This window comes from Cedecea neteri NBRC 105707 = ATCC 33855 (assembly GCF_001571265.1).
In the GTDB taxonomy this organism is placed as follows: domain Bacteria; phylum Pseudomonadota; class Gammaproteobacteria; order Enterobacterales; family Enterobacteriaceae; genus Cedecea; species Cedecea neteri.
Genome location: NZ_BCTL01000048.1, coordinates 1 through 26123, shown reverse-complemented (window position 1 = coordinate 26123; position 26123 = coordinate 1). Strand labels below are relative to the sequence as shown.

Below are 26123 nucleotides of genomic sequence, written 5' to 3'. Positions count from 1 at the left end.
TATATCTCTTCAGAGGATCTCTATGTACCACGTCGTTGCTTCAGATTTAGATGGCACCTTGCTGTCTCCCGATCATTTTCTCTCCGCTTACGCGAAAGAAACGTTAAAACTGCTCACAGCCGAAGGCGTTAATTTTGTTTTTGCTACCGGTCGTCACCATATCGACGTGGCGCAAATCCGCGATAACCTTGAGATCAAGGCGTACATGATCACCTCTAACGGGGCGCGCGTGCACGATACCGACGGCAATCTGTTCTTCTCTCACGATCTCGACCATGACATCGCTCAGGATCTGTTTGGCGTGGTGCATAACAACCCGGACATCGTGACCAACGTCTATAAGGGCGACGAGTGGTTTATGAACCGCCATCGTCCTGAAGAGATGAAGTATTTCCAGGAAGCCAAATTTAGCTACACCCTGTTTGAGCCAGGTCTGCTGGAAGCGGATGGCGTCAGCAAGGTGTTCTTCACCTGTGACGACCACGATACGCTGCTGCCGCTGGAGCAGGCGATCAACGCCCGCTGGGGTGACCGCGTCAACGTGAGCTTCTCCACGCTTACCTGCCTGGAAGTGATGGCGGGCGGCGTGTCCAAAGGGCACGCGCTGGAAGCGGTCTCGAAAGCGATGGGTTACAGCCTGAAGGATTGCATTGCCTTTGGCGACGGCATGAACGACGCCGAGATGCTGAGCATGGCCGGTAAGGGCTGCATTATGGGCAACGCTCACCAGCGCCTGAAAGATCTGCTGCCGGAGCTTGAGGTAATTGGTACTAACGGCGATAACGCCGTACCGCACTATCTGCGCCGGTTGTTCCTTAAGGCTGAGTGATCGGTAACTGACGAGTGGTTTATACATGACCACTCGTCAACTAAATAGTTAAGCTGATGTAACGCCCTCTGAGTACAATGGCGCAATCTTGTTCGTTACGGACTGCTCATTGTGCCATTACTCATCATTACTACGATTCTGTGGGCCTTCTCTTTTAGCCTGATTGGGGAATACCTTGCCGGGCATGTGGACAGCTATTTCTCGGTGCTGATGCGCATCGGCCTGGCCGCGCTGGTGTTTCTGCCGTTCCTGCGCTTTAAGGGCTACCGGCTAAAAACCCTGCTGCTGTATATGCTGGTGGGGGCGCTGCAGCTCGGCGTGATGTATCTGTTCAGCTTCCGCGCTTATCTCTACCTCACGGTTTCCGAATTCCTGCTTTTCACGGTGATGACGCCGCTGTACGTCACGCTTATCTATGACTTGCTGAGCGGCAATAAACTGCGCTGGGGCTATGCGTTGAGTGCGGGACTGGCGGTTATCGGGGCGGCGATTATTCGCTACGACAAAGTGAGCGATCACTTCTGGATCGGGCTGCTGCTGGTGCAGGCTGCTAATATCTGCTTTGCCATCGGCATGGTGGGCTACAAGCGACTGATGGAAACGCACCCGATGCCACAGCACTGCGCGTTTTCGTGGTTCTATCTGGGGGCGTTTATCGTCGCCGTTGTTGCCTGGTTTGCCCTGGGCAATCCGCAGAAACTGCCCACCACCACGCTACAGTGGGGGATTCTGGTCTGGCTTGGCGTGGTCGCTTCCGGGCTGGGTTATTTTATGTGGAACTATGGCGCAACTCAGGTGGACGCCGGCACGCTCGGCATCATGAACAACGTGCATGTCCCGGCCGGGCTGCTGGTGAATCTTGCCATCTGGCAGGAGCAGCCCCACTGGCCGAGCTTTATTATTGGGGGAACGGTGATAATGGCCTCGCTGTGGGTACATCGCCGATGGGTCGCTCCGCGTTCTTCACAAACGGTAAATGGTCGCAGGCATGCTGGCGCGTCGAGCGAATAAACGCTTCGGTCACCGGCTGGCGCTGTTCGCCGTCGCGTACCGCAGCGTACAGGCGGCTCCATAAGCCCTCACCCAGGGTTCTGGTAACAATCAGGCCCTGGTGCTCAAAGCTTTCCACCACCCAGTGCGGCAGAGCGGCAATCCCCATCCGCGCTGACACCATCTGAATCAGCAGCAGCGTGTTATCGACGTTTTTCAGCGACGGGCTAACTCCTGCGGGCTGCAGGAAATGACGCCAGATATCCATGCGTTCACGCTGTACCGGATAGATAAGCAGCGTTTCAAGCGCCAGGTCCTCAGGCTCAATGCTCTCTTTCTTCGCCAGTGGGTGGTCGGTCGCCATCACCAGGCGCACTTCAAAATCAAACATCGGTGAATAATGTAGCCCGCTGCGCGGCAAAATATCTGATGTCAGAACGATATCCAGTTCGCCCTGTTGCAGCGCAGGTTGCGGGTCAAACGTGACGCCGGATTTAAAGTCCATCTCCACCTGCGGCCAGTGCTGGCGGAAGGTTTCCAGGGCAGGTGTCAGCCACTGAATGCAGCTATGACACTCAATCGCAATGCGCAGCCTGGTCTGGTGTGGCTCATTGCAGGCCTGCAGCGCGCGACCAATCTGCGGTAACACCTGCTCGGCAAGCTGCAGCAGGATCTCTCCCTGCGGTGTGAAGCGAAGCGGCTGACTTTTACGGATAAACAGGCGAAAGCCAAGCCGTTGCTCCAGATCGCTGAACTGGTGGGAAAGGGCCGACTGAGTCTGATGCAGGGCGGCGGCGGCGGCGGCCAGCGAACCGCTGTGTCGTAACGCTTGCAGCGTCCGCAGGTGTTTAATCTCGATCATGAAAGTCCTTCACTTCGGCATGAACAAATTGCGCTTGAGGAATATACAGTACCTGCGGATTATAGCGGTGTAAACATCTGGACGTCTAAATCAAGTGTCTTTCGAATTTATGTTGCGTTGGTGTCACTCACTTACTCCGGTCACTTACTTATGTAAGCTCCCGGAGATAAGCGAGCTTACCGCCTTACCTAAATCCGAAATCCATCTGGATTAATCTAATAAATAAAGAGGCGATAATATGACAATCCATAATCACACCCTGGGTTTCCCTCGCGTCGGCCTTAAGCGCGAGTTGAAAAAAGCACAGGAAAGCTACTGGGCAGGGAATACCTCCCGTGAAGAATTACTGGCGGTTGGCCGCGAACTGCGTGCCCGCCACTGGGACCAACAAAAACAGGCCGGCGTTGAATTGCTGCCGGTGGGCGACTTTGCCTGGTACGACCATGTTCTGACCACCAGCCTGCTGCTCGGTAACGTGCCGGCTCGTCATCAGAACAAAGACGGCAGCGTCGATATCGATACACTGTTCCGCATTGGTCGTGGTCGTGCGCCAACCGGCGAGCCTGCCGCCGCCGCAGAAATGACCAAATGGTTCAATACTAACTACCACTACATGGTGCCGGAATTTACCAAGGGTCAGCAGTTCAAACTGACCTGGACTCAGCTGCTGGAAGAAGTCGACGAAGCGCTTGCGCTGGGCCATAAGGTAAAACCTGTCCTGCTGGGCCCGGTGACTTACCTGTGGCTGGGCAAAGTGAAGGGCGAGCAGGTTGATCGCCTGAGCCTGCTGAAAGATATTCTGCCGGTGTACCAGCAGGTGCTGGCCGAGCTGGCGAAACGCGGCGTTGAGTGGGTGCAGATCGACGAACCTGCGCTGGTTCTGGAACTGCCAAAAGCGTGGCTCGATGCCTTCAAACCAGCTTACGACGCGCTGACCGGCCAGGTTAAGCTGCTGCTAACTACCTATTTCGAAGGCGTGGGGCCAAACCTGGATACCATCACCGCGCTGCCGGTACAGGGCCTGCACGTAGACTTTGTTCACGGCAAAGATGATGTGAAAGAGCTTCATCAGAAGCTGCCTGCAAACTGGCTGCTGTCTGCGGGCGTGATCAACGGCCGTAACGTCTGGCGTGCCGACCTGACGGAGAAATACGCTCAACTGAAAGACCTGGTGGGTAAACGTGACCTGTGGGTTGCCTCTTCCTGCTCCCTGCTGCACAGCCCAATTGACCTGAGCGTAGAGACTCGCCTGGATGCTGAAGTTAAAAGCTGGTTTGCCTTTGCCCTGCAGAAATGTGCCGAACTGTCCTTACTGACCGAAGCGCTGAACAGCGGCGATACCGCAAAAATTGCCGAATGGAGTGCGCCGATTCAGGCTCGCCGCCAGTCTAAGCGCGTGCACAATGCTGCCGTGGGCGAACGCCTGGCGAAAATTACCGCTCAGGACAGCCAGCGCCAGAGCTCCTATACCGCGCGTGCGGCGGCACAGCGTGAACGTTTCAATCTGCCGGCGTGGCCAACGACGACCATCGGCTCCTTCCCGCAAACTACCGAAATCCGTGGCCTGCGCCTGGACTTCAAGAAAGGGAAGCTGGATGCCAACAACTACCGCACCGGTATCGCCGAACACATTAAGCAGGCGATTGCCGAGCAGGAGCGCCTGGGCCTGGACGTGCTGGTGCACGGCGAAGCCGAGCGTAACGACATGGTTGAGTACTTCGGCGAACATCTGGATGGTTTTGTGTTTACTCAGAATGGCTGGGTGCAGAGTTACGGTTCCCGCTGCGTTAAGCCGCCGATTGTTATCGGTGACATCAGCCGCCCTGAGCCGATCACCGTTGAGTGGGCGAAATACGCGCAGTCCCTGACCGACAAACCGGTAAAAGGCATGCTGACCGGCCCGGTAACGATTCTTTGCTGGTCCTTCCCGCGCGAAGATGTTTCTCGCGAGACTATCGCGAAGCAGATTGCCCTGGCCCTGCGTGATGAAGTAGCGGATTTGGAAGCCGCAGGTATCGGTATCATTCAGATTGATGAACCTGCTCTGCGTGAAGGTTTACCGCTGCGTCAGTCCGACTGGCAGGCTTATCTGGCGTGGGGCGTTGAGGCCTTCCGCCTGAACGCCGCCGTGGTGCGTGACGACACCCAGATCCACACCCATATGTGCTACTGTGAATTCAACGACATCATGGACTCTATCGCGGCGCTGGATGCGGACGTGATAACCATCGAGACTTCTCGTTCCGATATGGATCTGCTGGAGTCGTTCAAAGAGTTCGAATACCCGAACGAAATCGGGCCGGGCGTGTATGACATTCACTCCCCAAACGTTCCGGATGTGGAGTGGATTGAAGCGCTACTGAAGAAAGCCGCGGAGTCCGTACCGGCAGAGCGCCTGTGGGTTAACCCGGATTGCGGCCTGAAAACGCGCGGATGGCCAGAAACTCGTGCGGCGTTGGCGAACATGGTCCAGGCGGCACAGAACCTGCGTAGTGTATAGTTCTAAAAACAAAATGGGGGCAATTGGCCCCCGTTTTTCTATTTCCTCACGCCATACCGCTTAAACCACGCCAGCATCCTTTCCCAGCCGTCTTTGGCCGACTCTTCATGATAACTCGGGCGGTAATCTGCGTTAAAAGCATGGCCGGCTTCCGGGTAGACAATGATCTCCGCATTGGCATTTGCCGCTCTTAATGCCTGACGCATTGTCTCTACGCTTTCCTGAGAAATTCCGGTATCCTGGCCGCCATATAGGCCGAGCACCGGCGCATTAAGGTTGACGGCGATATCTACGGGATGATGCGGAGAGTTTAATGTTTTGTCTCCCACCAGCTTGCCGTACCACGCCACCGCGGCTTTGAGCTGTGGATTGTGCGCGGCATACAGCCAGGCAATGCGTCCACCCCAGCAAAAACCGGTCACCATCAGGCGGTGTGCGTCACCACCGTTGCGGGAAGCCCAGCTGGCCACATGGTCAAGATCACCCAGTACCTGGTTGTCCGGGACTTTTGAAACCAGTCCGCTCAGCAACGTTGGGATATCGGCGAAGTCTCCCGGTTCGCCCTGGCGAAAGTAAAGTTCTGGCGCAATGGCCAGATAGCCTTCAAGCGCTAGTCGACGGCATAGATCGCGGATGTGTTCGTGGACGCCAAAAATCTCCTGGATGATGATAACCACAGGAAGCGGCCCGTCGGCATTTTTAGGCCTGGCGTGATAAGCCGGCATATTGTCGCCCTGGCTTGGAATTGACGTTTCCCCGGAAAGAATAGCGTCGTCCGGCGTTAGCAAAGCAGTGGGGGCGATGGGTGATGCCGCCGGTGCGAAACCTTCGCCCGGTGTGTTATGTGTTGTTTGCTTTTGTTTCATGGTTTTCTCCGAACCAGCATTAGCGCAGTGTGATAACTATAGCCAGGATTAGTAGCAAATCTGGCGGGCAAAAAACGCCGCCAAAGTTCAAAAAATAGCCCGATCGACGCTTAATTGTGATGCTGATCGCATATGAATATACAAAAAATGTAATTTGTTTCATTCAAAGTGAGCGTCATCACGAAATTATGCTCAGGGGTTCTGTAAAGTGTCGCTTTGCTTCTCCTGAAACCTACTCAACAGAGGAGTCTGTTATGTCCAAGTCTGATGTTTTCCATCTCGGCCTCACTAAAAATGATCTGCAAGGGGCTACGCTTGCCATCGTCCCTGGCGATCCTGAGCGTGTGGAAAAAATCGCCGCGCTGATGGACAAGCCGGTTAAGCTGGCTTCCCATCGTGAATTCACTTCCTGGCGTGCTGAGCTGGACGGTAAGCCGGTTATCATCTGCTCTACCGGCATCGGTGGCCCTTCTACTTCTATCGCGGTTGAAGAACTGGCGCAGCTTGGCATCCGTACTTTCCTGCGCGTCGGGACTACCGGGGCGATTCAGCCGAACATCAACGTGGGCGACGTGCTGGTGACTACCGCATCCGTTCGCCTTGACGGGGCCAGCCTGCACTTCGCTCCAATGGAATATCCGGCTGTAGCAGACTTCGCTTGTACCACCGCGCTGGTCGAAGCGGCAAAAGCCGTAGGCGCCACGACCCACATTGGCGTAACCGCCTCTTCAGACACCTTCTACCCGGGGCAGGAGCGTTACGACACGCTGTCCGGCCGCGTCGTTAGCCGCTTCAAGGGCTCGATGAAAGAGTGGCAGGAGATGGGTGTGATGAACTATGAAATGGAATCCGCCACGCTGTTGACCATGTGTTCCAGCCAGGGCCTGCGTGCGGGTATGGTTGCCGGGGTTATCGTGAACCGTACTCAGCAAGAGATCCCTAACGCGGAAACCATGAAGAAAACGGAAAGCCACGCGGTGAAAATCGTGGTCGAGGCGGCCCGTCGCCTGCTGTAGTTTTCCCTGTTTTCAATTCGAAGCCGGCGCTCGCCGGCTTTTTTTATGCTTTACGTAGTGCCTTCCGGAAAATCCCTTTTCATCTGGACATTTATACAGCAGAATTTTATCTTGCCGCTGTTGGCATTGTTTTGGGGGAAGCATGGATATTTCACTGTTGTTTGGGCTGGGCATTGGGCTGGTGGGCTTACTGACCGGTTGGCTTATTGCCAGCCTGCGTGCGGCTCAGCGGCTGGCTGCTTTGCACGAAGAGCAGCGTGAAATCTACGGGGAGCTTGCCGCCGCGCGCCAGGAGCTTCAGCAAAGCCAGCACTGGCGGGAAGAGTGCGAGCAGCTTAACCGTGAAGTTCGTGCCCAAATGGAAATTAACAGCGGGCAGGAAGCCGACATCCGTGAATTAACCACGCTGCTGGAGCAAACCCGGCTCAATGCCGAAGATAAGCACCGTCAAATGCTCAACAGCGAGCAGCGCCTGAACGAGCAGTTTGAGAATCTGGCAAACCGTATTTTTGAGCAGAGCGGGCGTAAGGTAGAAGAACAGAATCGCCAAAGCCTGAATGTGCTCCTTTCGCCACTTCGCGAGCAGCTCGACGGCTTCCGTCGCCAGGTCCAGGAGAGTTTTGGCCAGGAGGCGCGCGAACGCCATACGCTGACGCACGAAATCCGCAATCTGCAGCAGCTCAATGCACAAATGGCACAAGAGGCACTAAACCTCACCAAAGCGCTGAAGGGCGACAACAAAACCCAGGGCAACTGGGGGGAAGTGGTATTAACCCGCGTGCTTGAAGCTTCTGGCCTGCGTGAAGGTCATGAATACCAGACTCAGGTGAACATCCAGCTTGAGAACAACAGCCGTATGCAGCCGGATGTTATTGTTCGCCTGCCGCAGGGCAAAGACGTTGTTATTGATGCGAAAATGACGCTGGTGGCCTATGAGCGCTACTTCAACGGTGAAGATGAACTCACGCGTGAAAGCGCGCTGAATGAGCATATTGCCGCTATCCGCAGCCATATTCGCCTTCTGGGCCGTAAGGATTACCAGCAACTGCCGGGGCTGCGTTCGCTGGACTACGTGCTGATGTTCATCCCGGTTGAACCCGCCTTCTTGCTGGCGATCGACCGCCAGCCCGAGCTGATTAGCGAAGCGCTGAAAAATAACATCATGTTGGTCAGCCCGACGACGCTGCTAGTGGCGCTGCGTACCATTGCCAATCTGTGGCGCTATGAACATCAAAGCCGTAATGCCCAGCAAATCGCCGACAGAGCGGGGCGGCTGTACGATAAAATGCGCCTGTTCGTGGATGATATGTCGGCGATTGGCCAAAGCCTCGATAAGGCACAAGATAACTACCGCCAGGCGATGAAAAAGCTTTCGTCGGGGCGTGGAAATATCCTGGTTCAGGCAGAGGCATTTCGCGGGCTTGGGGTAGAAGTGAAGCGAGAGATTAATCCAGATCTGGTCGAACGTGCTCATCAGGAAGATGAAGATGATTCCGCACGGTTGGGCCACGAGAGTGCAGAATCTGAGTCCGAAAGTGATGAATTTGCTTCACAACGCTCAGGAGAAGGGCGTTGAGCTAAGGTTTAGTCGCACGGTTGAATCATAGGGCTTTCGCGCCCATTCTGTTACACTTCCCGAACATTTTCTTGATTAAGCAGGCATTGAGATGGTTGATGAATCCCAGGAGTCCGGATCCCAGGAAACAACGCACTTTGGCTTCCGTACCGTAGCTAAAGAGCAGAAGGTCGATATGGTGGCGAACGTGTTCCACTCTGTTGCGGCGAAATACGACGTAATGAACGACCTTATGTCTTTTGGTATCCACCGGTTGTGGAAACGCTACACGATCGACTGTAGCGGTGTACGTCGCGGCCAGCGCGTGCTGGACCTTGCGGGCGGCACGGGCGATCTAACGGCGAAATTTTCTCGCCTGGTGGGTGAAACCGGTGAAGTCGTGCTGGCGGACATCAATGACTCAATGCTGAAAATGGGGCGTGAAAAGCTACGCAACATCGGCATTGTTGGGAACGTGAGATACGTGCAGGCAAACGCCGAAGCGCTGCCGTTCCCGGACAACACCTTTGACTGCATCACTATTTCATTTGGCCTGCGCAACGTCACGGATAAAGACGCTGCGCTGCGCTCTATGTTCCGTGTTCTAAAACCCGGTGGCCGTCTGCTGGTGCTTGAGTTCTCCAAACCGGCTTTCGAGCCGCTGAACAAAGCCTACGACGCTTATTCCTTCCATATTCTGCCGCGCATTGGTGAAATGGTTGCTCAGGATGGCGAAAGTTATCGCTACCTGGCAGAATCCATTCGCATGCATCCGGACCAGGAAACGCTTAAAGGCATGATGGAAGAAGCCGGGTTTGAAAACACCACCTATTACAATATGACCGGTGGGATTGTCGCCCTACATCGTGGCTATAAATTCTAACCAGGGAGCCGCGATGCCATTTATGTCGCTGATGACTGCTGGAATCGAAGGTGTATTGAACACCTTCCTCTGGCGAGATCGTAGCCTGAAATCTGCGCGTCAACGCCTGCAGGGCAAGACGTTACGCGTTAGCCTGAAAGAATTTTCAGCGCCGCTGGTGCTGGCGTTCAGTGAGCAACAGCTGGACGTACTGAGCCAGTGGGAAGGTGAGGCGGATTGTAGCGTCACAACCCATATCGGCGTGCTGCCGAAACTGCGCGATCGCCAGCAACTTACCGCTCTGATTCGCAGCGGTGAACTTGACGTTACTGGTGATATTCAGGTTGTACAAAATTTGGCATCGCTGATGGATCTCGCAGAGTTTGACCCTGCGGAATTGCTGGCCCCGTATATAGGCGATATTGCCTCTGAAGGCATCAGTAAGTTTGCGCGTCATGGCGGCAAGCTGCTGAAAAAAGGATTTATCCGCAATCAGCAGTACCTGGGGGAAGCGCTCACCGAAGAGTGGCGTGTTGCGCCGGGTTCGCTGGAAGTTGCCTGGTTTGCAGAGGAAACCGAAGCGCTGGCACGCTCGGTGGATGCGCTCAGCAAACGGCTGGACACGCTGGAGGGCAAATGACGCCAGGAGAAATTCGCCGCCTTTATTTCATTGTCCGTACCTTCCTGAGCTATGGTCTTGATGAACTGATTCCCAAGATGCGCATTACGCTGCCGTTACGTTTGTGGCGGCGTTGCCTGTTCTGGATGCCTAATCGTCATCGCGAAAAGCCTTTGGGCGAGCGTCTTCGCCTTGCGCTACAGGAGCTTGGGCCCGTTTGGATCAAGTTTGGTCAGATGCTTTCCACTCGCCGCGATCTGTTCCCGCCGATCATTGCCGACCAACTCGCGATGCTGCAGGACAGAGTTGCGCCCTTTGACGGTGCGCTGGCGAAAAAACAGATTGAACTGGCGATGGGTGGCATTCCCGTTGAAAGCTGGTTCGACGATTTTGATATCAAGCCTCTGGCTTCTGCTTCGATTGCTCAGGTGCATACCGCACGCCTGAAAGAGAGTGGCAAAGAGGTGGTGATTAAGGTGATTCGGCCTGACATCCTGCCGGTTATCAAAGCCGACATGAAGCTTATCTACCGCCTTGCTCGCTGGGTGCCTCGCCTGCTGCCGGATGGCCGACGTCTCCGCCCGCTGGAAGTCGTGCGCGAATACGAAAAAACGCTGATCGACGAGTTAAACCTGCTGCGTGAAGCAGCCAACGCCATCCAACTGCGTCGTAACTTCGAAAATAGCCCGATGCTCTATGTGCCTGAAGTTTATTCGGACTATTGCAGCGAGAACATGATGGTGATGGAGCGGATTTACGGCGTTCCGGTCTCCGATACCGTTGCGCTTGAAGCGCAGGGCACTAACATGAAGCTGCTTGCCGAACGTGGCGTGCAGGTCTTCTTTACCCAGGTCTTTCGCGACAGCTTCTTCCATGCGGACATGCACCCGGGCAATATCTTTGTGAGCTATGACCACCCTGAAGATCCGCAATACATTGGGATCGATTGCGGCATTGTGGGTTCACTGAACAAAGACGATAAGCGTTATCTGGCGGAAAACTTTATCGCCTTCTTCAACCGTGATTACCGCAAAGTGGCCGAGCTGCATGTGGATTCCGGCTGGGTACCGCCGGACACAAATGTAGAAGAGTTCGAGTTTGCTATTCGTACCGTCTGCGAGCCTATTTTCGAGAAGCCGCTGGCTGAGATCTCTTTCGGCCATGTGCTGCTGAACCTGTTCAACACCGCGCGCCGTTTCAACATGGAAGTTCAACCACAGCTGGTTTTACTGCAAAAGACCCTTTTATACGTCGAAGGCGTCGGTAGGCAGCTTTATCCTCAGCTGGATCTGTGGAAAACAGCGAAGCCTTTCCTGGAAAGCTGGATCAAAGATCAGGTTGGTATTCCTGCTCTGGTACGCGCTTTCAAAGAAAAAGCCCCTTTTTGGGTGGAAAAAATGCCGGAATTGCCGGAACTGGTGTACAACAGTTTGCGCCAGGGCAAGCAATTACAGCTTAGCGTTGATAAAATTCAGCGCGACCTGCAACTTCATCACGTGCGGCAGGGACAGTCGCGTTACCTGTTCGGCATTGGTGCCACGCTTATACTGAGCGGGACGCTGCTGCTGATCAACAAACCTGAGTGGGACTTTATGCCTGCCTGGTTGATGGCGGGGGGAATCGTTGTCTGGCTGATTGGCTGGCGGCGCTCTGCCTGAACTTTAATCGGAATTAACGGGTGATTGCCGTATAATAGCGGTTCTCATTGCCTTAACATCTTTATTCAGGAGTAGGTATGGGCATCAGTTGGCCACAATTGCTAATCATTGTTGTTATCGTTGTTTTATTGTTTGGCACCAAGAAGCTGGGCTCTTTAGGTTCAGACCTTGGCGCGTCTATCAAGGGCTTCAAGAAAGCCATGAGCGACGACGACAGCAAAGAGAAAGAAAATGGTGAGAAGGATGCTGATTTCACAGCGAAATCCCTCTCTGAAAAACCGAGCGACGTGAAAAAAGACGAAGCGAAAAGCAACGACAAAGAGCAGGTATAAACCGTGTTCGACATTGGTTTCGGCGAACTGCTGCTGGTGTTTGTGATTGGCCTGATTGTTCTGGGCCCGCAGCGCTTACCGGTGGCGGTAAAAACAGTTGTTGGCTGGGTGCGCGCGCTGCGCTCTCTGGCTACTACGGTTCAGAACGAACTCGCTCAGGAACTGAAACTGCAGGAACTGCAGGACAGCCTGAAAAAGGTCGAGAAAGCCAGTATGGATAATTTGACGCCTGAACTGAAGGCGTCAATGGACGAACTGCGCCAGGCCGCTGAGTCGATGAAGCGTTCTTATACCCAGAACGATGCTGAAAAGAACAGTGACGAAGCCCATACCATCCATAACCCATTGGTAAAGGATGAACAGCAAAGTCATGAAGGCGTAACGCCAGCTCATGCGGCACATCAGGCGGCAGCGCCTGATGCCGTACCGTCAGAGGCGGTGCCCCCGGCGCCAGTGGCGGCCGAAAACGTCGTCGAATCAGCTGCCGAGCCTCAGGTGAAGCCTTTGCCCGAAGCTGCACCTGCTGTAACCCCAACGCAACCTCCTGGTGAAAAATCGTAACTATGGCTGTTGAAGATACCCAACCGCTCATTAGCCATCTGATCGAGCTGCGTAAGCGCCTGCTGAACAGCATGATCGCCGTGCTGGTGATTTTCCTGGCGCTGGTCTATTTCGCCAATGACATCTATCAGGTGGTTTCCGCACCGCTGATCAAACACATGCCGTTGGGGTCAACGATGATTGCGACCGATGTCGCCTCGCCGTTCTTTACTCCGATTAAATTAACCATTTACGTTTCGGTGTTCCTGGCCGCCCCGGTCATTCTGTACCAGATTTGGGCCTTTATTGCCCCTGCGCTGTACAAGCATGAACGTAAAATGGTGATGCCGCTGCTGTTTTCCAGCACGCTGCTGTTTTATATCGGCATTGCGTTTGCTTACTTCGTTGTCTTCCCGCTGGCCTTTGGCTTCCTGACAAAAACCGCGCCAATAGGGGTGGTCGTCTCGACGGACATTACGAAATATCTCGACTTTGTCATGTCGCTCTTCATGGCCTTTGGCGTGGCCTTTGAAGTGCCCGTCGCCATTATCCTGCTGTGCTGGATGGGGGTGACGACACCGGAATCATTGAAACAGAAGCGCCCTTATATTCTGGTCGGGGCTTTTGTTGTCGGCATGCTGTTAACGCCGCCGGATGTTTTCTCGCAAACCCTTCTGGCGGTGCCAATGTACTGCCTGTTTGAGGTTGGCGTCTTCTTCTCCCGCTTCTACGTCGGTAAAGGGCGTAATGGCGATGAAGATGATGAGTCTGAACCTGAAGAAACGCGCTCTGAAAAAGAGCAGTAATGAAATAACCGCCCGCAGGGGCGGTTGTCGTTTGGAGGGAGAGATGTTTGATATTGGCGTGAATCTAACCAGTTCGCAATTTGCGAAAGACCATGCGGAAGTGGTCACGCGAGCATGGCAGGCTGGCCTGAGCGGCATGATGTTGACCGGTACCAACCTCCATGAAAGTGAGCAAGCGTTGCTCATGGCGCAGCAATATGAAAACTGCTGGTCCACAGCCGGAGTGCATCCCCATGATGCCAGCCAGTGGAATGACGAAACTGCCGCAGCTATCCGTCGCCTGGCGGCAGCACCCCAGGTGGTCGCCATTGGCGAATGCGGTCTGGATTTTAACCGTAATTTTTCCACTCCTGCTGAGCAGGAGCGCGCTTTCACCGCGCAGCTGGCATTAGCTGCAGAGCTGATGATGCCGGTATTTTTGCACTGTCGGGATGCACACGAACGCTTCCTTGCTCTGCTTGATCCCTGGCTGGAACAACTGCCTGGCGTGGTGCTGCACTGCTTTACCGGGACTGAAGCAGAAGCACGGGATTGCCTGCTGCGAGGGTTATTTATCGGCATCACCGGCTGGGTTTGCGATGAGCGCCGCGGCTTAGCCTTAAGAGAATTACTTCCGGTTATCCCTGCTCAGCAGTTGCTGTTGGAAACCGATGCGCCCTATTTGTTGCCCCGGGATCTACAACCAAAACCTGCGTCCCGCCGCAACGAACCCTGTTATCTGCCCCATATCCTGAATAAGGTCGCCGAATGGCGCGGTGAAGACCCGGCCTGGCTTGCGCAGATAACAGATGACAATGCTCGTCGGTTATTCCGACTGGGTTTTAATCAGGAGAAAGTTAAATGAGCTATGCATTTCCCGGTACGTTTCCCGGTCGCCGTATGCGCCGCGTACGCCGTCATGACTTCAGCCGTCGCCTTGTGGCTGAAAACCAACTGACGGTAGACGACCTTATTTACCCTGTGTTTGTCATGGAAGGCCACAACCAGCAGCAGGAAGTGCCGTCAATGCCGGGCGTTTATCGTATGACTATCGATCAACTGCTGAAAGAAGCAGAGGCGGTAGCGAAACTGGGTGTACCGGTGCTCTCTCTGTTCCCGGTAATTGAAAGCGACGGGAAATCGCTGCATGCGGAAGAAGCCTATAACCCAAACGGGCTGGTGCAGCGGGCGGTACGCGCGCTGAAAGACGCCGTACCTGAGCTTGGATTGCTGACTGACGTTGCTCTGGATCCTTATACTACTCATGGCCAGGACGGCGTCATTGACGCTGATGGCTATGTGATCAACGACGTCACCCGCGAGATTCTGGTTCGTCAGGCACTTTCCCATGCTGAAGCCGGGGCCGAAATCGTCGCGCCCAGCGATATGATGGATGGACGCATTGGCTCAATCCGGGATCAGTTAGAAGCTGATGGCTTTGTGAATACCCAGATCATGTCTTACGCAGCGAAATATGCTTCCTGCTACTACGGGCCGTTCCGGGATGCGATTGGCTCCTCCGGTAACCTGAAAGGCGGCAACAAGAAGACTTACCAAATGGACCCTGCTAACAGCGATGAGGCCTTGCAGGAAGTGGCGCAAGATCTGCAGGAAGGGGCTGATATGGTGATGGTGAAACCAGGAATGCCATACCTCGACGTTGTGCGTCGCGTGAAAGACACTTTTGGCGTGCCGACTTTCGCTTACCAGGTTTCCGGTGAATACGCTATGCACATGGCGGCGATTCAGAACGGCTGGTTGGCCGAAAAACCGGCCATTATGGAATCTTTGATGTGCTTTAAACGTGCCGGAGCGGATGGCGTACTGACGTACTTCTCAAAACGTGTTGCCCAATGGCTGCACGATGAGCAGATGCAGCGCTAGTTGCGATTCAGGAAGAAAGAGGCCAGCATTTGCTGGCCTCTTTGCATTAAACCTTGCGGAAATCAGTATTCCTGACGCTTTGCCGCACCTGCTTGTTCAATAAGTTCAGCAGCAGCATCGAACGGGCTTCGCCGTCGGGTTCGGCAAAAATTGCCTCTAACCCTTCGAAAGCGCCTTCGGTAATCACCACGCTATCGCCCGGATACGGCGTTTCGGGGTCGGTGATGTCCTCGGCCTGAAAGTGAATCAGCTCATCAATCACTTTCTCCGGCACCGTTGCCGGCTGCGTGCCGAAGCGCACGAAGTGGCTGACGCCACGGGTGGAATGCACCGTGGTGGTATGAATAGATTCCGGATCGAACTCGACAAACAGGTAATTAGGGAACAAAGGCTCGCTGACCGCAGTTCTTTTACCACGCACCATTTTTTCCAGCGTGATCATTGGCGTAAGGCAATTGACCTCCTGACGCTCAAGATGCTCTTTGGCGCGCAGTAATTGGCCTCGTTTACAATAAAGAAGATACCAGGATTGCATAATTTCTCTTTTCGCCCGCTTAAGCGCGTCAGAATAACAAAACGTCTTCCGCAGAGATAGACAGCTCCAGTATAACCTGGCTAAGCGCCGCCGCCGGCGAGTTTCACGCTAATTTAACAAAAATACAGCATGGCGGCGGTGAAGTCCGTATAATGACGGCAAAATCCGACGTCACGATAAATTGCATGAAATACCACGACCTACGCGAATTTCTTGCGCTGCTAGAGCAGCAGGGCGAACTCAAACGTATCGCATTGCCCGTCGATCCGAACCTGGAAATGACTGAAATTGCCGATCGCACGCTGCGAGCCGGTGGCCCGGCTTTGCTGTTTGAAAACCCGAAAGGCTACACCATGCCGGTGCTGTGTAACCTGTTTGGAACGCCGAAACGCGTAGCGATGGGGATGGGTCAGGAAGATGTTACTGCCCTGCGTGAAGTCGGGAAACTGCTGGCTTTCCTCAAAGAGCCTGAGCCGCCAAAAGGTTTCCGCGACCTGTTCGACAAACTGCCGCAGTTTAAACAAGTTCTGAATATGCCCACCAAGCGTCTGCGTAACGCGCCTTGTCAGGAGCAAATTTGGGAAGGTGATGAAGTCGACCTGAATCGTATTCCGATCATGCGCTGCTGGCCTGAAGACGTTGCTCCGCTAATTACCTGGGGCTTGACGGTCACCCGCGGCCCGCACAAAGAGCGCCAGAATCTGGGTATTTACCGCCAGCAGCTGATTGGCAAAAATAAGCTGATTATGCGCTGGTTATCCCACCGTGGCGGTGCCCTGGATTTCCAGGAGTGGTGTGAGGCTCATCCGGGTGAACGTTTCCCTGTCTCCGTAGCGCTTGGCGCTGACCCGGCAACTATCCTTGGCGCGGTGACGCCGGTGCCGGATACGCTTTCCGAATATGCTTTTGCCGGGCTGCTGCGCGGGACCAAAACCGAGGTCGTGAAGTGTATTTCTAACGATCTTGAAGTGCCTGCTGGTGCAGAAATTGTGCTGGAAGGCTACATTGAGCGTGGCGAAATGGCGCCGGAAGGCCCCTACGGCGACCACACGGGTTACTACAATGAAGTCGATAGTTTCCCGGTGTTTACCGTAACTCACGTTACCCAACGGCAGGATGCGATTTATCATTCAACGTATACCGGTCGTCCGCCGGATGAACCTGCGGTACTGGGCGTTGCGCTCAATGAAGTGCTGGTGCCAATCCTGCAAAAGCAATTTCCGGAGATTATTGATTTCTATCTACCGCCGGAAGGGTGTTCATACCGTCTGGCAGTCGTGACAATCAAAAAACAGTATGCCGGGCATGCCAAGCGAGTCATGATGGGGGTTTGGTCGTTCCTGCGTCAGTTCATGTACACCAAGTTTGTTATCGTGTGTGATGATGATGTCAATGCACGCGACTGGAACGATGTTATCTGGGCTATCACTACGCGTATGGATCCGTCACGTGATACGGTGCTGGTGGATAACACGCCAATAGATTATCTGGATTTTGCCTCCCCGGTTTCCGGGCTGGGCTCTAAAATGGGACTGGACGCCACCAATAAATGGCCGGGCGAAACCCAGCGTGAATGGGGGCGCCCAATCAAGAAAGATGTTGAGGTATGCGCGCGTATTGATGCAATCTGGGATGAACTGGCTATTTTTGATAACGACAAAGGCGCCTGAGCGGCGACCTTTACGGTTTAGCATTATTGACCCGACAGAGGGGACGCATGACAACCTTAAGCTGTAAAGTGACCTCGGTAGAAGCGATAACCGACACGGTATATCGCGTTCGATTGCTGCCGGAAGGCGATTTCTCATTCCAGGCCGGGCAGTATTTGATGGTGGTGATGGACGAACGAGACAAGCGCCCGTTCTCTATGGCATCCACGCCGAGCGAGCATGAGTTCATTGAGCTGCACATTGGTGCTTCGGAGCTCAACCTCTACGCCATGGCGGTCATGGACCGTATTCTGAAAGAGCAGGAAATTGTGGTTGATATGCCGCATGGTGATGCGTGGCTGCGTGAAGATGAAGATCGCCCACTTATCCTGATTGCTGGCGGAACTGGTTTCTCTTACGTTCGCTCTATTTTGTTGACGGCGCTGGCTCGTAACCCGGAGCGTGAAATTGCCATCTACTGGGGCGGCCGCGAAGAGAAACATCTTTACGACCTGGCCGAACTGGAAGGGTTGACCTTGCAGCATCCAAATCTGCGTGTTGAAGCCGTGGTGGAGCAGCCGGAAGAAGGCTGGCGTGGACGTAGCGGGACTGTGCTTACCGCCGTTATGCAGGATCACGCTTCACTGAGTGGGCACGATATCTATATTGCGGGCCGTTTCGAAATGGCAAAAATTGCCCGTGACCTGTTCTGTAACGAGCGCGGGGCGCTGGTTGAGCACATGTTCGGCGACGCTTTCTCCTTTATCTAAGGCCGTTCGTCGTCAGAATAAGCCACCGCATCGTCGGTGGTTTTTTTATCTTTCAGATATAAAAAAACCCGCCCCTGACAGGCGGGAAACACGGCAACTAAACTCAGTTTCGTTTTTTATTAAACGCGTTCAAATACGGTCGCGATGCCCTGACCCAGGCCAATACACATGGTGGCCAGGCCAAACTGTGCGTCGCGACGCTCCATCAGGTTGATAAGCGTGGTGCTGATACGCGAGCCGGAGCAACCCAACGGGTGGCCGAGCGCGATCGCGCCCCCGTTCAGGTTGATCTTCTCGTCGATCTTGTCCATCAGCCCCAGATCTTTAATGCACGGCAGGATCTGGGCGGCAAACGCTTCGTTCATTTCAAACAGGTCGATATCCTGCGCCGTCAGGCCTGCTTTTTTCAGCGCCAGCCTTGATGCCGGGACCGGCCCGTAGCCCATGATGGACGGATCGCAGCCGACGACGGCCATAGACCGCACGCGAGCGCGGATTTTCAGGCCCAGCTCTTTGGCGCGTGATTCGCTCATCAGCAGCATCGCGGATGCACCATCGGACAGCGCCGAAGATGTGCCCGCGGTGACGGTACCGTTGACTGGGTCGAAAGCAGGTTTCAGCGCCGCCAGACCTTCAACCGTGGTTTCCGGGCGAATCACTTCGTCGAAGTCATAGCGCTTCAGAACGCCGTCGGCATCGTGGCCGCTGGTCGGCATAATCTCGGCTTTAAAGTGACCGGCTTCCGTTGCGGCCCAGGCACGCTGATGCGAGCGGGCGGCAAACTGATCCTGCATTTCACGGCTGATGCCGTGGATGCGGGAAAGCATTTCAGCCGTCAGGCCCATCATGCCGGCGGCTTTTGCCACGTTGCGGCTCAGGCCTGGATGGAAATCAATGCCGTGGGTCATCGGCACGTGGCCCATATGTTCTACGCCGCCAATCAGGCAAGCATGCGCGTCGCCGGTTTGAATCATACGTGCAGCATCGTGCAACGCCTGCATAGAAGAACCACAAAGGCGATTCACCGTGGTGGCAGGAACCGAATGAGGTATTTCCGCCAGAAGCGATGCGTTGCGGGCAATATTGAAACCCTGCTCCAGAGTCTGTTGGACGCAGCCCCAGTAAATATCATCCAGCGCGGCCGCTTCGAGCGCCGGGTTACGGGACAGAATGCTGCGCATCAGGTGCGCCGACAGATCCTCAGCGCGAACGTTGCGGAACGCGCCGCCTTTAGAGCGGCCCATCGGCGTACGGATGGCATCAACAATAACAACCTTTTCCATAATCACTCCTCAGACGCTTTTCAGGTCACTGGCCGGGCGGGCAGGCTCAACCGGCGGATAGTACGGCTCATTGCGTGATGCTTTGGCCTTCAGGCCTTCAGGCACGACGTACAGCGGGCCGAGGTTTTGGTACTGCTGCGCCATATCGAAATACTTCGCGCTGCCTAGGGTATCCAGCCAGCGGAATGCACCGCCGTGGAACGGAGGGAAACCGAGGCCGTAAACCAGTGCCATATCGGCTTCCGCCGGGCTGGCAATCACGCCTTCTTCGAGGCAACGAACGACTTCGTTGACCATTGGGATCATCATGCGGGCGATAATTTCTTCTTCGCTAAAGTTACGCTTAGGCTGGCTGACTTCTGCCAGCAGGCTATCGACAGCTTCGTCCTGCTCTTTGCGTGGTTTGCCTTTGCTGTCTTCTTTAAAGCGGTAGAAGCCCTGCTGGGTTTTCTGGCCGTAGCGCCCGGCATCGAACAGTACATCGATCGCGTCGCGGTAATCTTTGCTCATGCGCCGCGGGAAGCCTGCGGCCATCACTGCCTGGGCGTGATGGGCGGTATCAATCCCGACCACGTCCAGCAGGTAAGCCGGGCCCATCGGCCAGCCGAACTGTTTTTCCATCACTTTATCGATCTGACGGAAATCCGCGCCGTCGCGCAGCAGCTGGCTAAAGCCTGCAAAGTAGGGGAACAGCACGCGGTTTACGAAGAAGCCCGGGCAGTCATTTACCACGATAGGGGTTTTGCCCATCTTGCTTGCCCATGCCACCACTTTGGCGAGGGTCGCATCCGAGGTTTTTTCTCCGCGAATGACTTCAACCAGCGGCATGCGATGCACCGGGTTAAAGAAGTGCATGCCGCAGAAGTTTTCCGGGCGTTTCAGCACGCTTGCCAGTTCGCTAATAGGAATGGTGGAGGTGTTGGAAGCCAGCACGGCATCCGGGCGAACCTTATCTTCGGTTTCCGCCAGCACCGCCTTTTTCACTTTCGGGTTTTCAACCACGGCTTCAACAACGACGTCTACGCGATCAAACCCGGCGTATTCCAGCGTTGGCTGAATGGTCGAAATAACCTGCGCCAGCTTCATACCGTCAATTTTGCCGCGTTCAAGCTGCTTGTTCAGCAGCTTGCTGGCTTCGTTAATACCCAGCGCCAGCGACTTTTCGTTAATGTCCTTCATCAATACCGGCACGCCTTTCCAGGCAGACTGATAAGCAATGCCGCCGCCCATAATGCCCGCGCCGAGTACGGCCGCGTGTTTAGGCGTTTCAATGTCTTTGGTGAGCTTTTTCGCCTGGCCTTTAACAAACTGATCGTTCAGGAAGATGCCGACCAGCGCGCGGGCTTCATTGGAGCGAGCCAGCGGCACAAAGCTTTGGGTTTCCAGCTTCAGGGCTTCATCACGACCAAGGCCAGCGGCGGCTTCAATCGTTTTTACCGCGGTCATCGGGGCTGGATAATGTTTACCGGCGATCTGTGCCACCATGCCTTTGGCGATGGTAAAGCTCATGCCGGCTTCAATTTTGCTCAGTTTCAGCGGCTGCAGTTTCGGGGCGCGTTTAGCCTGCCAGTCCAGCTCGCCTTTGATTGCCTGCCGCAGAATCGCCAGCGCACCGTCGCGCAGCTTTTCGGTTTTCACTACGCCATCAACCAGGCCCAGTTTCTGCGCTTCTGCCGCGCCGACGTCTTTACCTGCGGTAATAATTTCCAGCGCGCTATCTGCACCCAATAAACGTGGTAGGCGAACGGAGCCGCCGAAGCCAGGCATAATGCCTAGCTTGGTTTCCGGCAGGCCAATACGGGCGTCCGGCGTTGCCAGGCGATAGTCCGTCGCCAGCACGCATTCGCATCCGCCACCCAGCGCGTAGCCATTCACGGCGGCGATGGTTGGGACGGGCAGATCTTCCAGGCGATTAAAAACGCTGTTGGCAAATTGCAGCCAGTGGGTCAGCTGTTCGGCAGGGACCAGGAACAGCGACAGGAATTCGGTAATGTCGGCGCCAACGATGAAGGCGGACTTGCTGGAGCTCAGCAGCAGGCCTTTGAGGTTAGGCTGTTTTTCAAGCACGGCCAGCGCTTCGCCGAGGCTGGCGACGGTCGCCGTATCCAGCTTGTTGACGGAACCGGGGGCATCAAAAACCAGTTCGGCGATGCCGTCTTCCAGCCAGTCGAGATGTAGGGTTTCACCTTGGTAGAGCATGTCAGTCTCCTGAATCCAGCAATGGGATCTGGTCGTACCAGATGAAGCGGAGTGTGGAATTGATGTTAATGAAATGCAAATTTCTCTTTAAATATTTGCAAACTCGATCACAGGCGGCGGAAATAACTCGGTGGTTTGTCCGGTATGCTAAGATGCGATGCGAACAGAGACAAAAACAGAAGGATAAATTATGGAATCACTGGCCGCGCTGTACAAAGATCATGTGGCAACGCTACAGGAGCGTACCCGCAACGTTCTGGCGCGTTTTAACCTTGATGCATTACTTATTCACTCCGGGGAGCTGTTCAACGTCTTCCTCGATGACCATGCCTATCCGTTTAAAGTGAACCCGCAGTTCAAGGCGTGGGTGCCGGTGACTCAGGTACCTAACTGCTGGCTGCTGGTGGATGGCGTGAATAAGCCGAAGCTGTGGTTCTATCTGCCAGTGGATTACTGGCACAACGTGGAGCCGCTGCCGGAATCCTTCTGGACAGATGATATTGAAGTGATTGCGTTGCCTAAAGCCGACGGTATTGGCAGCCAACTGCCTGCCGCACGCGGCAATATTGGCTACATTGGCCCGGTGCCAGAGCGCGCTTTGCAGCTGGATATCACGCCAGCCAATATCAACCCGAAAGGGGTTATCGATTACCTGCATTACTATCGCGCCTATAAAACGGACTACGAACTGTCCTGCATGCGTGAAGCGCAGAAAACAGCGGTCGTAGGCCACCGTGCTGCGCATGAAGCTTTCCTGTCCGGTATGAGCGAGTTCGATATTAACATCGCCTATCTGACTGCGACCGGCCACCGCGATACTGACGTGCCTTATGGCAATATCGTGGCGCTCAATGAGCATGCTTCGGTGCTGCACTACACCAAACTGGATCACCGCGTTCCAGCGGAAATCCGCAGCTTCCTGCTGGACGCTGGGGCTGAATATAATGGCTATGCCGCCGACCTGACCCGCACCTGGACCACCCACAGCGACAGCGATTTTGCTCACCTGATTAAAGACGTCAACGAAGAGCAACTGGCGTTTATCGACACCATGAAATCCGGTGTGCGTTATACCGACTACCACATCCAGTTCCATCAGCGCCTGGCTAAGCTGCTGCGCCGCCACAAACTGGTGAACGACATCAGCGAAGAAGCAATGTTGGAAGCCGGGATCACAACCCCGTTCATGCCACACGGCATCGGGCACCCGCTAGGCCTGCAGGTTCACGACGTAGCCGGGTTTATGCAGGACGATACGGGGACGCATCTGGCTGCACCTTCGCAGCATCCTTACCTACGCTGTACCCGTGTGCTGGAGCCTCGCATGGTACTGACCATCGAACCGGGCCTGTATTTCATTGAATCGCTGCTGGCCCCGTGGCGTGAAGGGCAGTACAGCAAGTACTTCGACTGGAAGCACATTGAAGCCCTGAAGCCGTTTGGCGGCATTCGTATTGAAGATAACGTCGTTATCTATGAAAACAGCACCGAAAACATGACGCGTAACCTGAAGCTCGCGTAATGGAAAGCTGGCCTATCCCCGCTGAGCCCGTCACGGTCAGCGAGGAGATTAAAAAAAGCCGCTTTATTACCCTTGTCGCCCATACAGACGGGGTAATAGCGGCTAAAGCTTTTGTGGAGAAGGTCCGGGCTGAACACCCGGACGCCCGGCACCACTGCTGGGCATGGGTCGCCGGAGCGCCGGATGACTCGCAGCAGCTCGGTTTCTCGGATGATGGCGAACCTGCCGGCACTGCAGGAAAACCCATACTTGCCCAACTGATGGGGAAAGGCATTGGTGAAATCACGGCGGTTGTAGTGCGCTATTATGGCGGGGTGAAGCTGGGCACGGGTGGCCTGGTGAAAGCCTACGGCGGCGGCGTGCAGCTGGCGTTAAACCAGCTTCCGACAGTGCTCAAAGTGCCGTTAACCGAATATACTTTGCAGTGCGACTATTCGCAGCTGGCGGGTGTGGAAGCGCTGCTCAAGCAAAGTGATGGTCTTATCGTGGAAAGCGACTTCCAGGTCGCCGTTGATCTGCGCGTAGCATTGCCGCAAACCCAGGTGGCTGCTTTCAGCGCCAGGCTGAGTGATTTTAGCCGCGGTGCATTGCATTTATTGCCGTTTGAACAATAATCCCACCTCGTTATTTATAGATATTTAAGGAAGCGGCTGAAATGCATTTTCGCGCCATAACCCGAATCGTTGGTCTGTTGGTTATCCTCTTTTCCGGAACCATGATACTCCCCGGCTTAGTGGCTCTAATCTATCGCGATGGTGCCGGCCGCGCCTTTACCCAAACTTTTTTCGTTGCGCTGGCGATAGGCTCTTTGCTGTGGTGGCCTAACCGCCGTGAGAAAAGAGATCTTAAACCCAAAGAAGGCTTCCTGATCGTTGTGCTGTTCTGGACCGTGCTGGGCAGCGTGGGTGCGCTACCGTTTGTCTTCGCCGAGCGGCCAAACTTGACGGTAACAGACGCCTTTTTTGAATCTTTTTCTGGCCTGACGACCACCGGGGCGACAACGCTGGTGGGGTTGGACTCTTTGCCTCATGCGATTCTATTCTATCGGCAAATGCTGCAATGGTTCGGTGGGATGGGGATCATTGTCCTGGCTGTGGCCATCTTGCCTATTCTTGGCGTCGGGGGGTTGCAGCTCTACCGGGCAGAAATGCCGGGGCCGCTAAAAGATAACAAAATGCGCCCGCGAATCGCCGAAACGGCAAAGACGCTGTGGCTTATTTACGTCCTGCTGACGATTGCCTGCGCGCTTGCGCTTTGGTTTGCCGGTATGCCGGCGTTTGACGCTATCGGGCATAGCTTCTCTACTATTGCGATTGGCGGCTTCTCTACTCATGACGCCAGCGTGGGCTACTTCAATAGTCCAACCATCAATACTATTATCGCAATCTTCCTGCTGATCTCCGGCTGTAACTATAGCCTGCACTTCTCCCTGCTTAGCGGGCGCAGCCTGAAGGTGTACTGGCGCGACCCGGAATTTCGGATGTTTATCGGCGTGCAGTTATCGCTGGTTCTGGTCTGCACGCTGGTGCTTTGGTTCCATAATACCTACCAGTCAGCCTGGCAGACGTTGAACCAGGCCTTCTTCCAGGTCGTATCGATGGCGACCACCGCGGGCTTTACCACGGACAGCATCGCCCGCTGGCCGCTGTTCTTGCCGGTATTGCTGCTCTGTTCTGCTTTCATCGGTGGCTGCGCGGGTTCCACCGGTGGTGGCCTGAAAGTGATTCGTATCCTGCTGCTGTTCAAACAAGGTAATCGCGAGTTGAAACGTCTGGTGCATCCGAATGCGGTTTACAGCATCAAACTTGGAAATCGAGCTTTGCCGGAACGAATCCTCGAAGCGGTATGGGGATTCTTCTCTGCTTATGCGCTGGTGTTTATCGTCAGTATGCTGGCCATCATTGCGACAGGCGTCGATGACTTCTCAGCATTCGCCTCGGTAGCGGCAACGCTGAATAACCTGGGCCCGGGGCTTGGCGTCGTTGCCGACAACTTTGCCAGTATGAATCCCGTGGCCAAATGGATCCTGATCGTGAATATGCTGTTTGGCCGCCTTGAAGTGTTTACCCTGTTAGTACTGTTCACGCCTACTTTCTGGCGCGAGTAACCGGAGCCTGTGTGAAAACCTTAATTCTGTTTTCGACCCGAGATGGTCAAACTCGTGAGATAGCTTCCTATATCTCTTCTGAACTGAAAGAGCTGGGCGTTGAGAGTGATGTGGTTAATCTCCATCGCTGTGAGGATATCGCCTGGGCTAACTACGATCGGGTAATTATTGGTGCTTCTATTCGCTACGGGCATTTTCATGCATCCGTCGAGGCGTTTGTTAAAAAGCATCAGCTGCAGTTGAAGGAGCGTGCGAGTGCATTTTTCGCGGTCAACCTGGTTGCTCGTAAACCAGAGAAGCGTTCGCCACAGACAAATCCCTATACCCGCAAGTTTTTGCTTAACTCGGTTTGGCAGCCAGACCATTGCGCCGTGTTTGCAGGCGCACTGCGTTATCCACGTTATGGTTGGCTAGACCGCTTCATGATCCGCTTAATTATGAAAATGACCGACGGTGAAACTGATACTAGTAAAGAAGTGGTTTATACCGATTGGCAGCAGGTAGCCCGTTTTGCCCATGAAATTGCGCAGTTAAGCACCAAATAGTGTTGTAAATAAGCGGGTTGGCGAAAAAGAATACGGTCAGAAAGTTTTTTTAAATAAACGCTTGTCACCGCCGAAGAACTCCCTATAATGCGCCTCCACTGACACGGAACAACGGCTTGCAAAGCGGCGTGTCAGGCGGAGTGAAGCGAAAAATAAATGCTTGACTACGCAGCGGGAAAGCGTAATATGCACAGCCCGCGCTACTGAGAAAGTAG

Annotated in this window: 24 protein-coding genes; 19 read left to right on the top strand and 5 right to left on the bottom strand. The window is 54.6% G+C overall.

Features of this window, described 5'->3' with window-relative positions:
• Window positions 1–22: 22 nt before the first annotated feature.
• Both yigL and CNE01S_RS24670 read left to right on the top strand, forming a co-directional pair.
• The gene (yigL, locus tag CNE01S_RS19025) at window positions 23–829 is read left to right on the top strand and encodes a sugar/pyridoxal phosphate phosphatase YigL (protein WP_061277795.1); all 807 of its coding nucleotides are present in this window, start codon (window positions 23–25) and stop codon (window positions 827–829) included.
• Window positions 830–940: 111 nt separating this feature from the next.
• Complete coding sequence (locus CNE01S_RS24670) at window positions 941–1840, top strand: carboxylate/amino acid/amine transporter (RefSeq protein WP_072279179.1); 900 nt, start codon at window positions 941–943, stop codon at window positions 1838–1840.
• On the opposite strand, the gene metR is transcribed toward CNE01S_RS24670, so the two are convergent.
• Complete coding sequence (gene metR, locus CNE01S_RS19015; protein WP_061277793.1) at window positions 1728–2681, bottom strand: HTH-type transcriptional regulator MetR; 954 nt, start codon at window positions 2679–2681, stop codon at window positions 1728–1730. The two genes, CNE01S_RS24670 and metR, sit on opposite strands and share 113 nt — an antisense overlap.
• 238 nt (window positions 2682–2919) lie before the next feature.
• On the opposite strand from metR, the gene metE reads away from it, so the two are divergent.
• Window positions 2920–5181 (top strand): 5-methyltetrahydropteroyltriglutamate--homocysteine S-methyltransferase, encoded by a 2262-nt coding sequence (gene metE / locus CNE01S_RS19010; RefSeq protein WP_061277792.1) that lies wholly within the window; start codon window positions 2920–2922, stop codon window positions 5179–5181.
• A gap of 38 nt (window positions 5182–5219) precedes the next feature.
• Here the strand turns inward: metE and CNE01S_RS19005 are convergent, their stop codons facing one another.
• Window positions 5220–6047 carry a dienelactone hydrolase family protein gene (locus CNE01S_RS19005; protein WP_061277791.1) on the bottom strand — a complete coding sequence of 276 codons (828 nt, stop codon included), beginning with the start codon at window positions 6045–6047 and terminating at the stop codon, window positions 5220–5222.
• Window positions 6048–6301: 254 nt separating this feature from the next.
• Here CNE01S_RS19005 and udp point away from each other — a divergent pair, with 254 nt between their 5' ends.
• From udp to hemB, 10 genes are all read left to right on the top strand, one after another.
• Window positions 6302–7063, top strand: coding sequence for a uridine phosphorylase (gene udp / locus CNE01S_RS19000; RefSeq protein WP_008455474.1), 762 nt, complete (start codon window positions 6302–6304; stop codon window positions 7061–7063).
• Window positions 7064–7205: 142 nt separating this feature from the next.
• Window positions 7206–8639 carry a DNA recombination protein RmuC gene (rmuC, locus tag CNE01S_RS18995; RefSeq protein WP_061277790.1) on the top strand — a complete coding sequence of 478 codons (1434 nt, stop codon included), beginning with the start codon at window positions 7206–7208 and terminating at the stop codon, window positions 8637–8639.
• A gap of 91 nt (window positions 8640–8730) precedes the next feature.
• Window positions 8731–9501, top strand: a complete 771-nt coding sequence (ubiE, locus tag CNE01S_RS18990; protein WP_008455469.1) for a bifunctional demethylmenaquinone methyltransferase/2-methoxy-6-polyprenyl-1,4-benzoquinol methylase UbiE — start codon at window positions 8731–8733, stop codon at window positions 9499–9501.
• A 13-nt stretch (window positions 9502–9514) separates the two neighbouring features.
• Window positions 9515–10120 (top strand): ubiquinone biosynthesis protein UbiJ, encoded by a 606-nt coding sequence (ubiJ, locus tag CNE01S_RS18985; RefSeq protein ID WP_061277789.1) that lies wholly within the window; start codon window positions 9515–9517, stop codon window positions 10118–10120.
• Window positions 10117–11757: a ubiquinone biosynthesis regulatory protein kinase UbiB gene (ubiB, locus tag CNE01S_RS18980; RefSeq protein WP_061277788.1), complete on the top strand. Its 1641-nt coding sequence runs from the start codon at window positions 10117–10119 to the stop codon at window positions 11755–11757. Before ubiJ ends, ubiB begins: the two co-directional genes overlap by 4 nt.
• A 77-nt stretch (window positions 11758–11834) precedes the next feature.
• Complete coding sequence (gene tatA, locus CNE01S_RS18975) at window positions 11835–12089, top strand: twin-arginine translocase TatA/TatE family subunit (protein WP_039289241.1); 255 nt, start codon at window positions 11835–11837, stop codon at window positions 12087–12089.
• 3 nt (window positions 12090–12092) lie between these two features.
• Window positions 12093–12650: a Sec-independent protein translocase protein TatB gene (gene tatB, locus CNE01S_RS18970; protein WP_061277787.1), complete on the top strand. Its 558-nt coding sequence runs from the start codon at window positions 12093–12095 to the stop codon at window positions 12648–12650.
• A 2-nt stretch (window positions 12651–12652) separates the two neighbouring features.
• A complete protein-coding gene (gene tatC / locus CNE01S_RS18965; RefSeq protein ID WP_061277786.1) occupies window positions 12653–13435 on the top strand; it encodes a Sec-independent protein translocase subunit TatC in 783 nt (260 codons plus the stop codon).
• Between the two features lie 43 nt (window positions 13436–13478).
• The gene (tatD, locus tag CNE01S_RS18960) at window positions 13479–14279 is read left to right on the top strand and encodes a 3'-5' ssDNA/RNA exonuclease TatD (protein ID WP_061277785.1); all 801 of its coding nucleotides are present in this window, start codon (window positions 13479–13481) and stop codon (window positions 14277–14279) included.
• On the top strand, window positions 14276–15298 hold the full coding sequence (gene hemB, locus CNE01S_RS18955) for a porphobilinogen synthase (RefSeq protein WP_061277784.1): 1023 nt from the start codon (window positions 14276–14278) through the stop codon (window positions 15296–15298). The genes tatD and hemB overlap by 4 nt, the downstream gene beginning before the upstream one ends.
• Window positions 15299–15344: 46 nt before the next feature.
• Here the strand turns inward: hemB and rfaH are convergent, their stop codons facing one another.
• On the bottom strand, window positions 15345–15833 hold the full coding sequence (gene rfaH, locus CNE01S_RS18950; protein ID WP_061277783.1) for a transcription/translation regulatory transformer protein RfaH: 489 nt from the start codon (window positions 15831–15833) through the stop codon (window positions 15345–15347).
• Window positions 15834–16009: 176 nt separating this feature from the next.
• Between rfaH and ubiD the strand changes: the two genes are divergently transcribed.
• Window positions 16010–17503 (top strand): 4-hydroxy-3-polyprenylbenzoate decarboxylase, encoded by a 1494-nt coding sequence (ubiD, locus tag CNE01S_RS18945; protein ID WP_096754214.1) that lies wholly within the window; start codon window positions 16010–16012, stop codon window positions 17501–17503.
• Between the two features lie 47 nt (window positions 17504–17550).
• The gene (gene fre, locus CNE01S_RS18940) at window positions 17551–18252 is read left to right on the top strand and encodes an NAD(P)H-flavin reductase (RefSeq protein WP_045783611.1); all 702 of its coding nucleotides are present in this window, start codon (window positions 17551–17553) and stop codon (window positions 18250–18252) included.
• Between the two features lie 119 nt (window positions 18253–18371).
• Here fre and fadA read toward each other — a convergent pair whose 3' ends face one another.
• The gene (fadA, locus tag CNE01S_RS18935) at window positions 18372–19535 is read right to left on the bottom strand and encodes an acetyl-CoA C-acyltransferase FadA (protein ID WP_061277781.1); all 1164 of its coding nucleotides are present in this window, start codon (window positions 19533–19535) and stop codon (window positions 18372–18374) included.
• Between the two features lie 9 nt (window positions 19536–19544).
• Window positions 19545–21734 carry a fatty acid oxidation complex subunit alpha FadB gene (fadB, locus tag CNE01S_RS18930; protein WP_061277780.1) on the bottom strand — a complete coding sequence of 730 codons (2190 nt, stop codon included), beginning with the start codon at window positions 21732–21734 and terminating at the stop codon, window positions 19545–19547.
• Window positions 21735–21924: 190 nt separating this feature from the next.
• Between fadB and pepQ the strand changes: the two genes are divergently transcribed.
• Genes pepQ through hemG form a run of 4 tightly spaced genes read left to right on the top strand, consistent with a single transcriptional unit; the run spans window position 21925 to window position 25908 of the window.
• Window positions 21925–23256 carry a Xaa-Pro dipeptidase gene (pepQ, locus tag CNE01S_RS18925; RefSeq protein ID WP_061277779.1) on the top strand — a complete coding sequence of 444 codons (1332 nt, stop codon included), beginning with the start codon at window positions 21925–21927 and terminating at the stop codon, window positions 23254–23256.
• Window positions 23256–23870 (top strand): IMPACT family protein, encoded by a 615-nt coding sequence (locus CNE01S_RS18920; RefSeq protein ID WP_061277778.1) that lies wholly within the window; start codon window positions 23256–23258, stop codon window positions 23868–23870. The genes pepQ and CNE01S_RS18920 overlap by 1 nt, the downstream gene beginning before the upstream one ends.
• A 41-nt stretch (window positions 23871–23911) precedes the next feature.
• Entirely contained in the window at window positions 23912–25363 is a 1452-nt protein-coding gene (gene trkH / locus CNE01S_RS18915; protein WP_008455438.1) for a Trk system potassium transporter TrkH, read from the top strand.
• Window positions 25364–25374: 11 nt separating this feature from the next.
• Window positions 25375–25908, top strand: coding sequence for a menaquinone-dependent protoporphyrinogen IX dehydrogenase (hemG, locus tag CNE01S_RS18910; protein ID WP_038476803.1), 534 nt, complete (start codon window positions 25375–25377; stop codon window positions 25906–25908).
• Window positions 25909–26123: the final 215 nt, after the last annotated feature.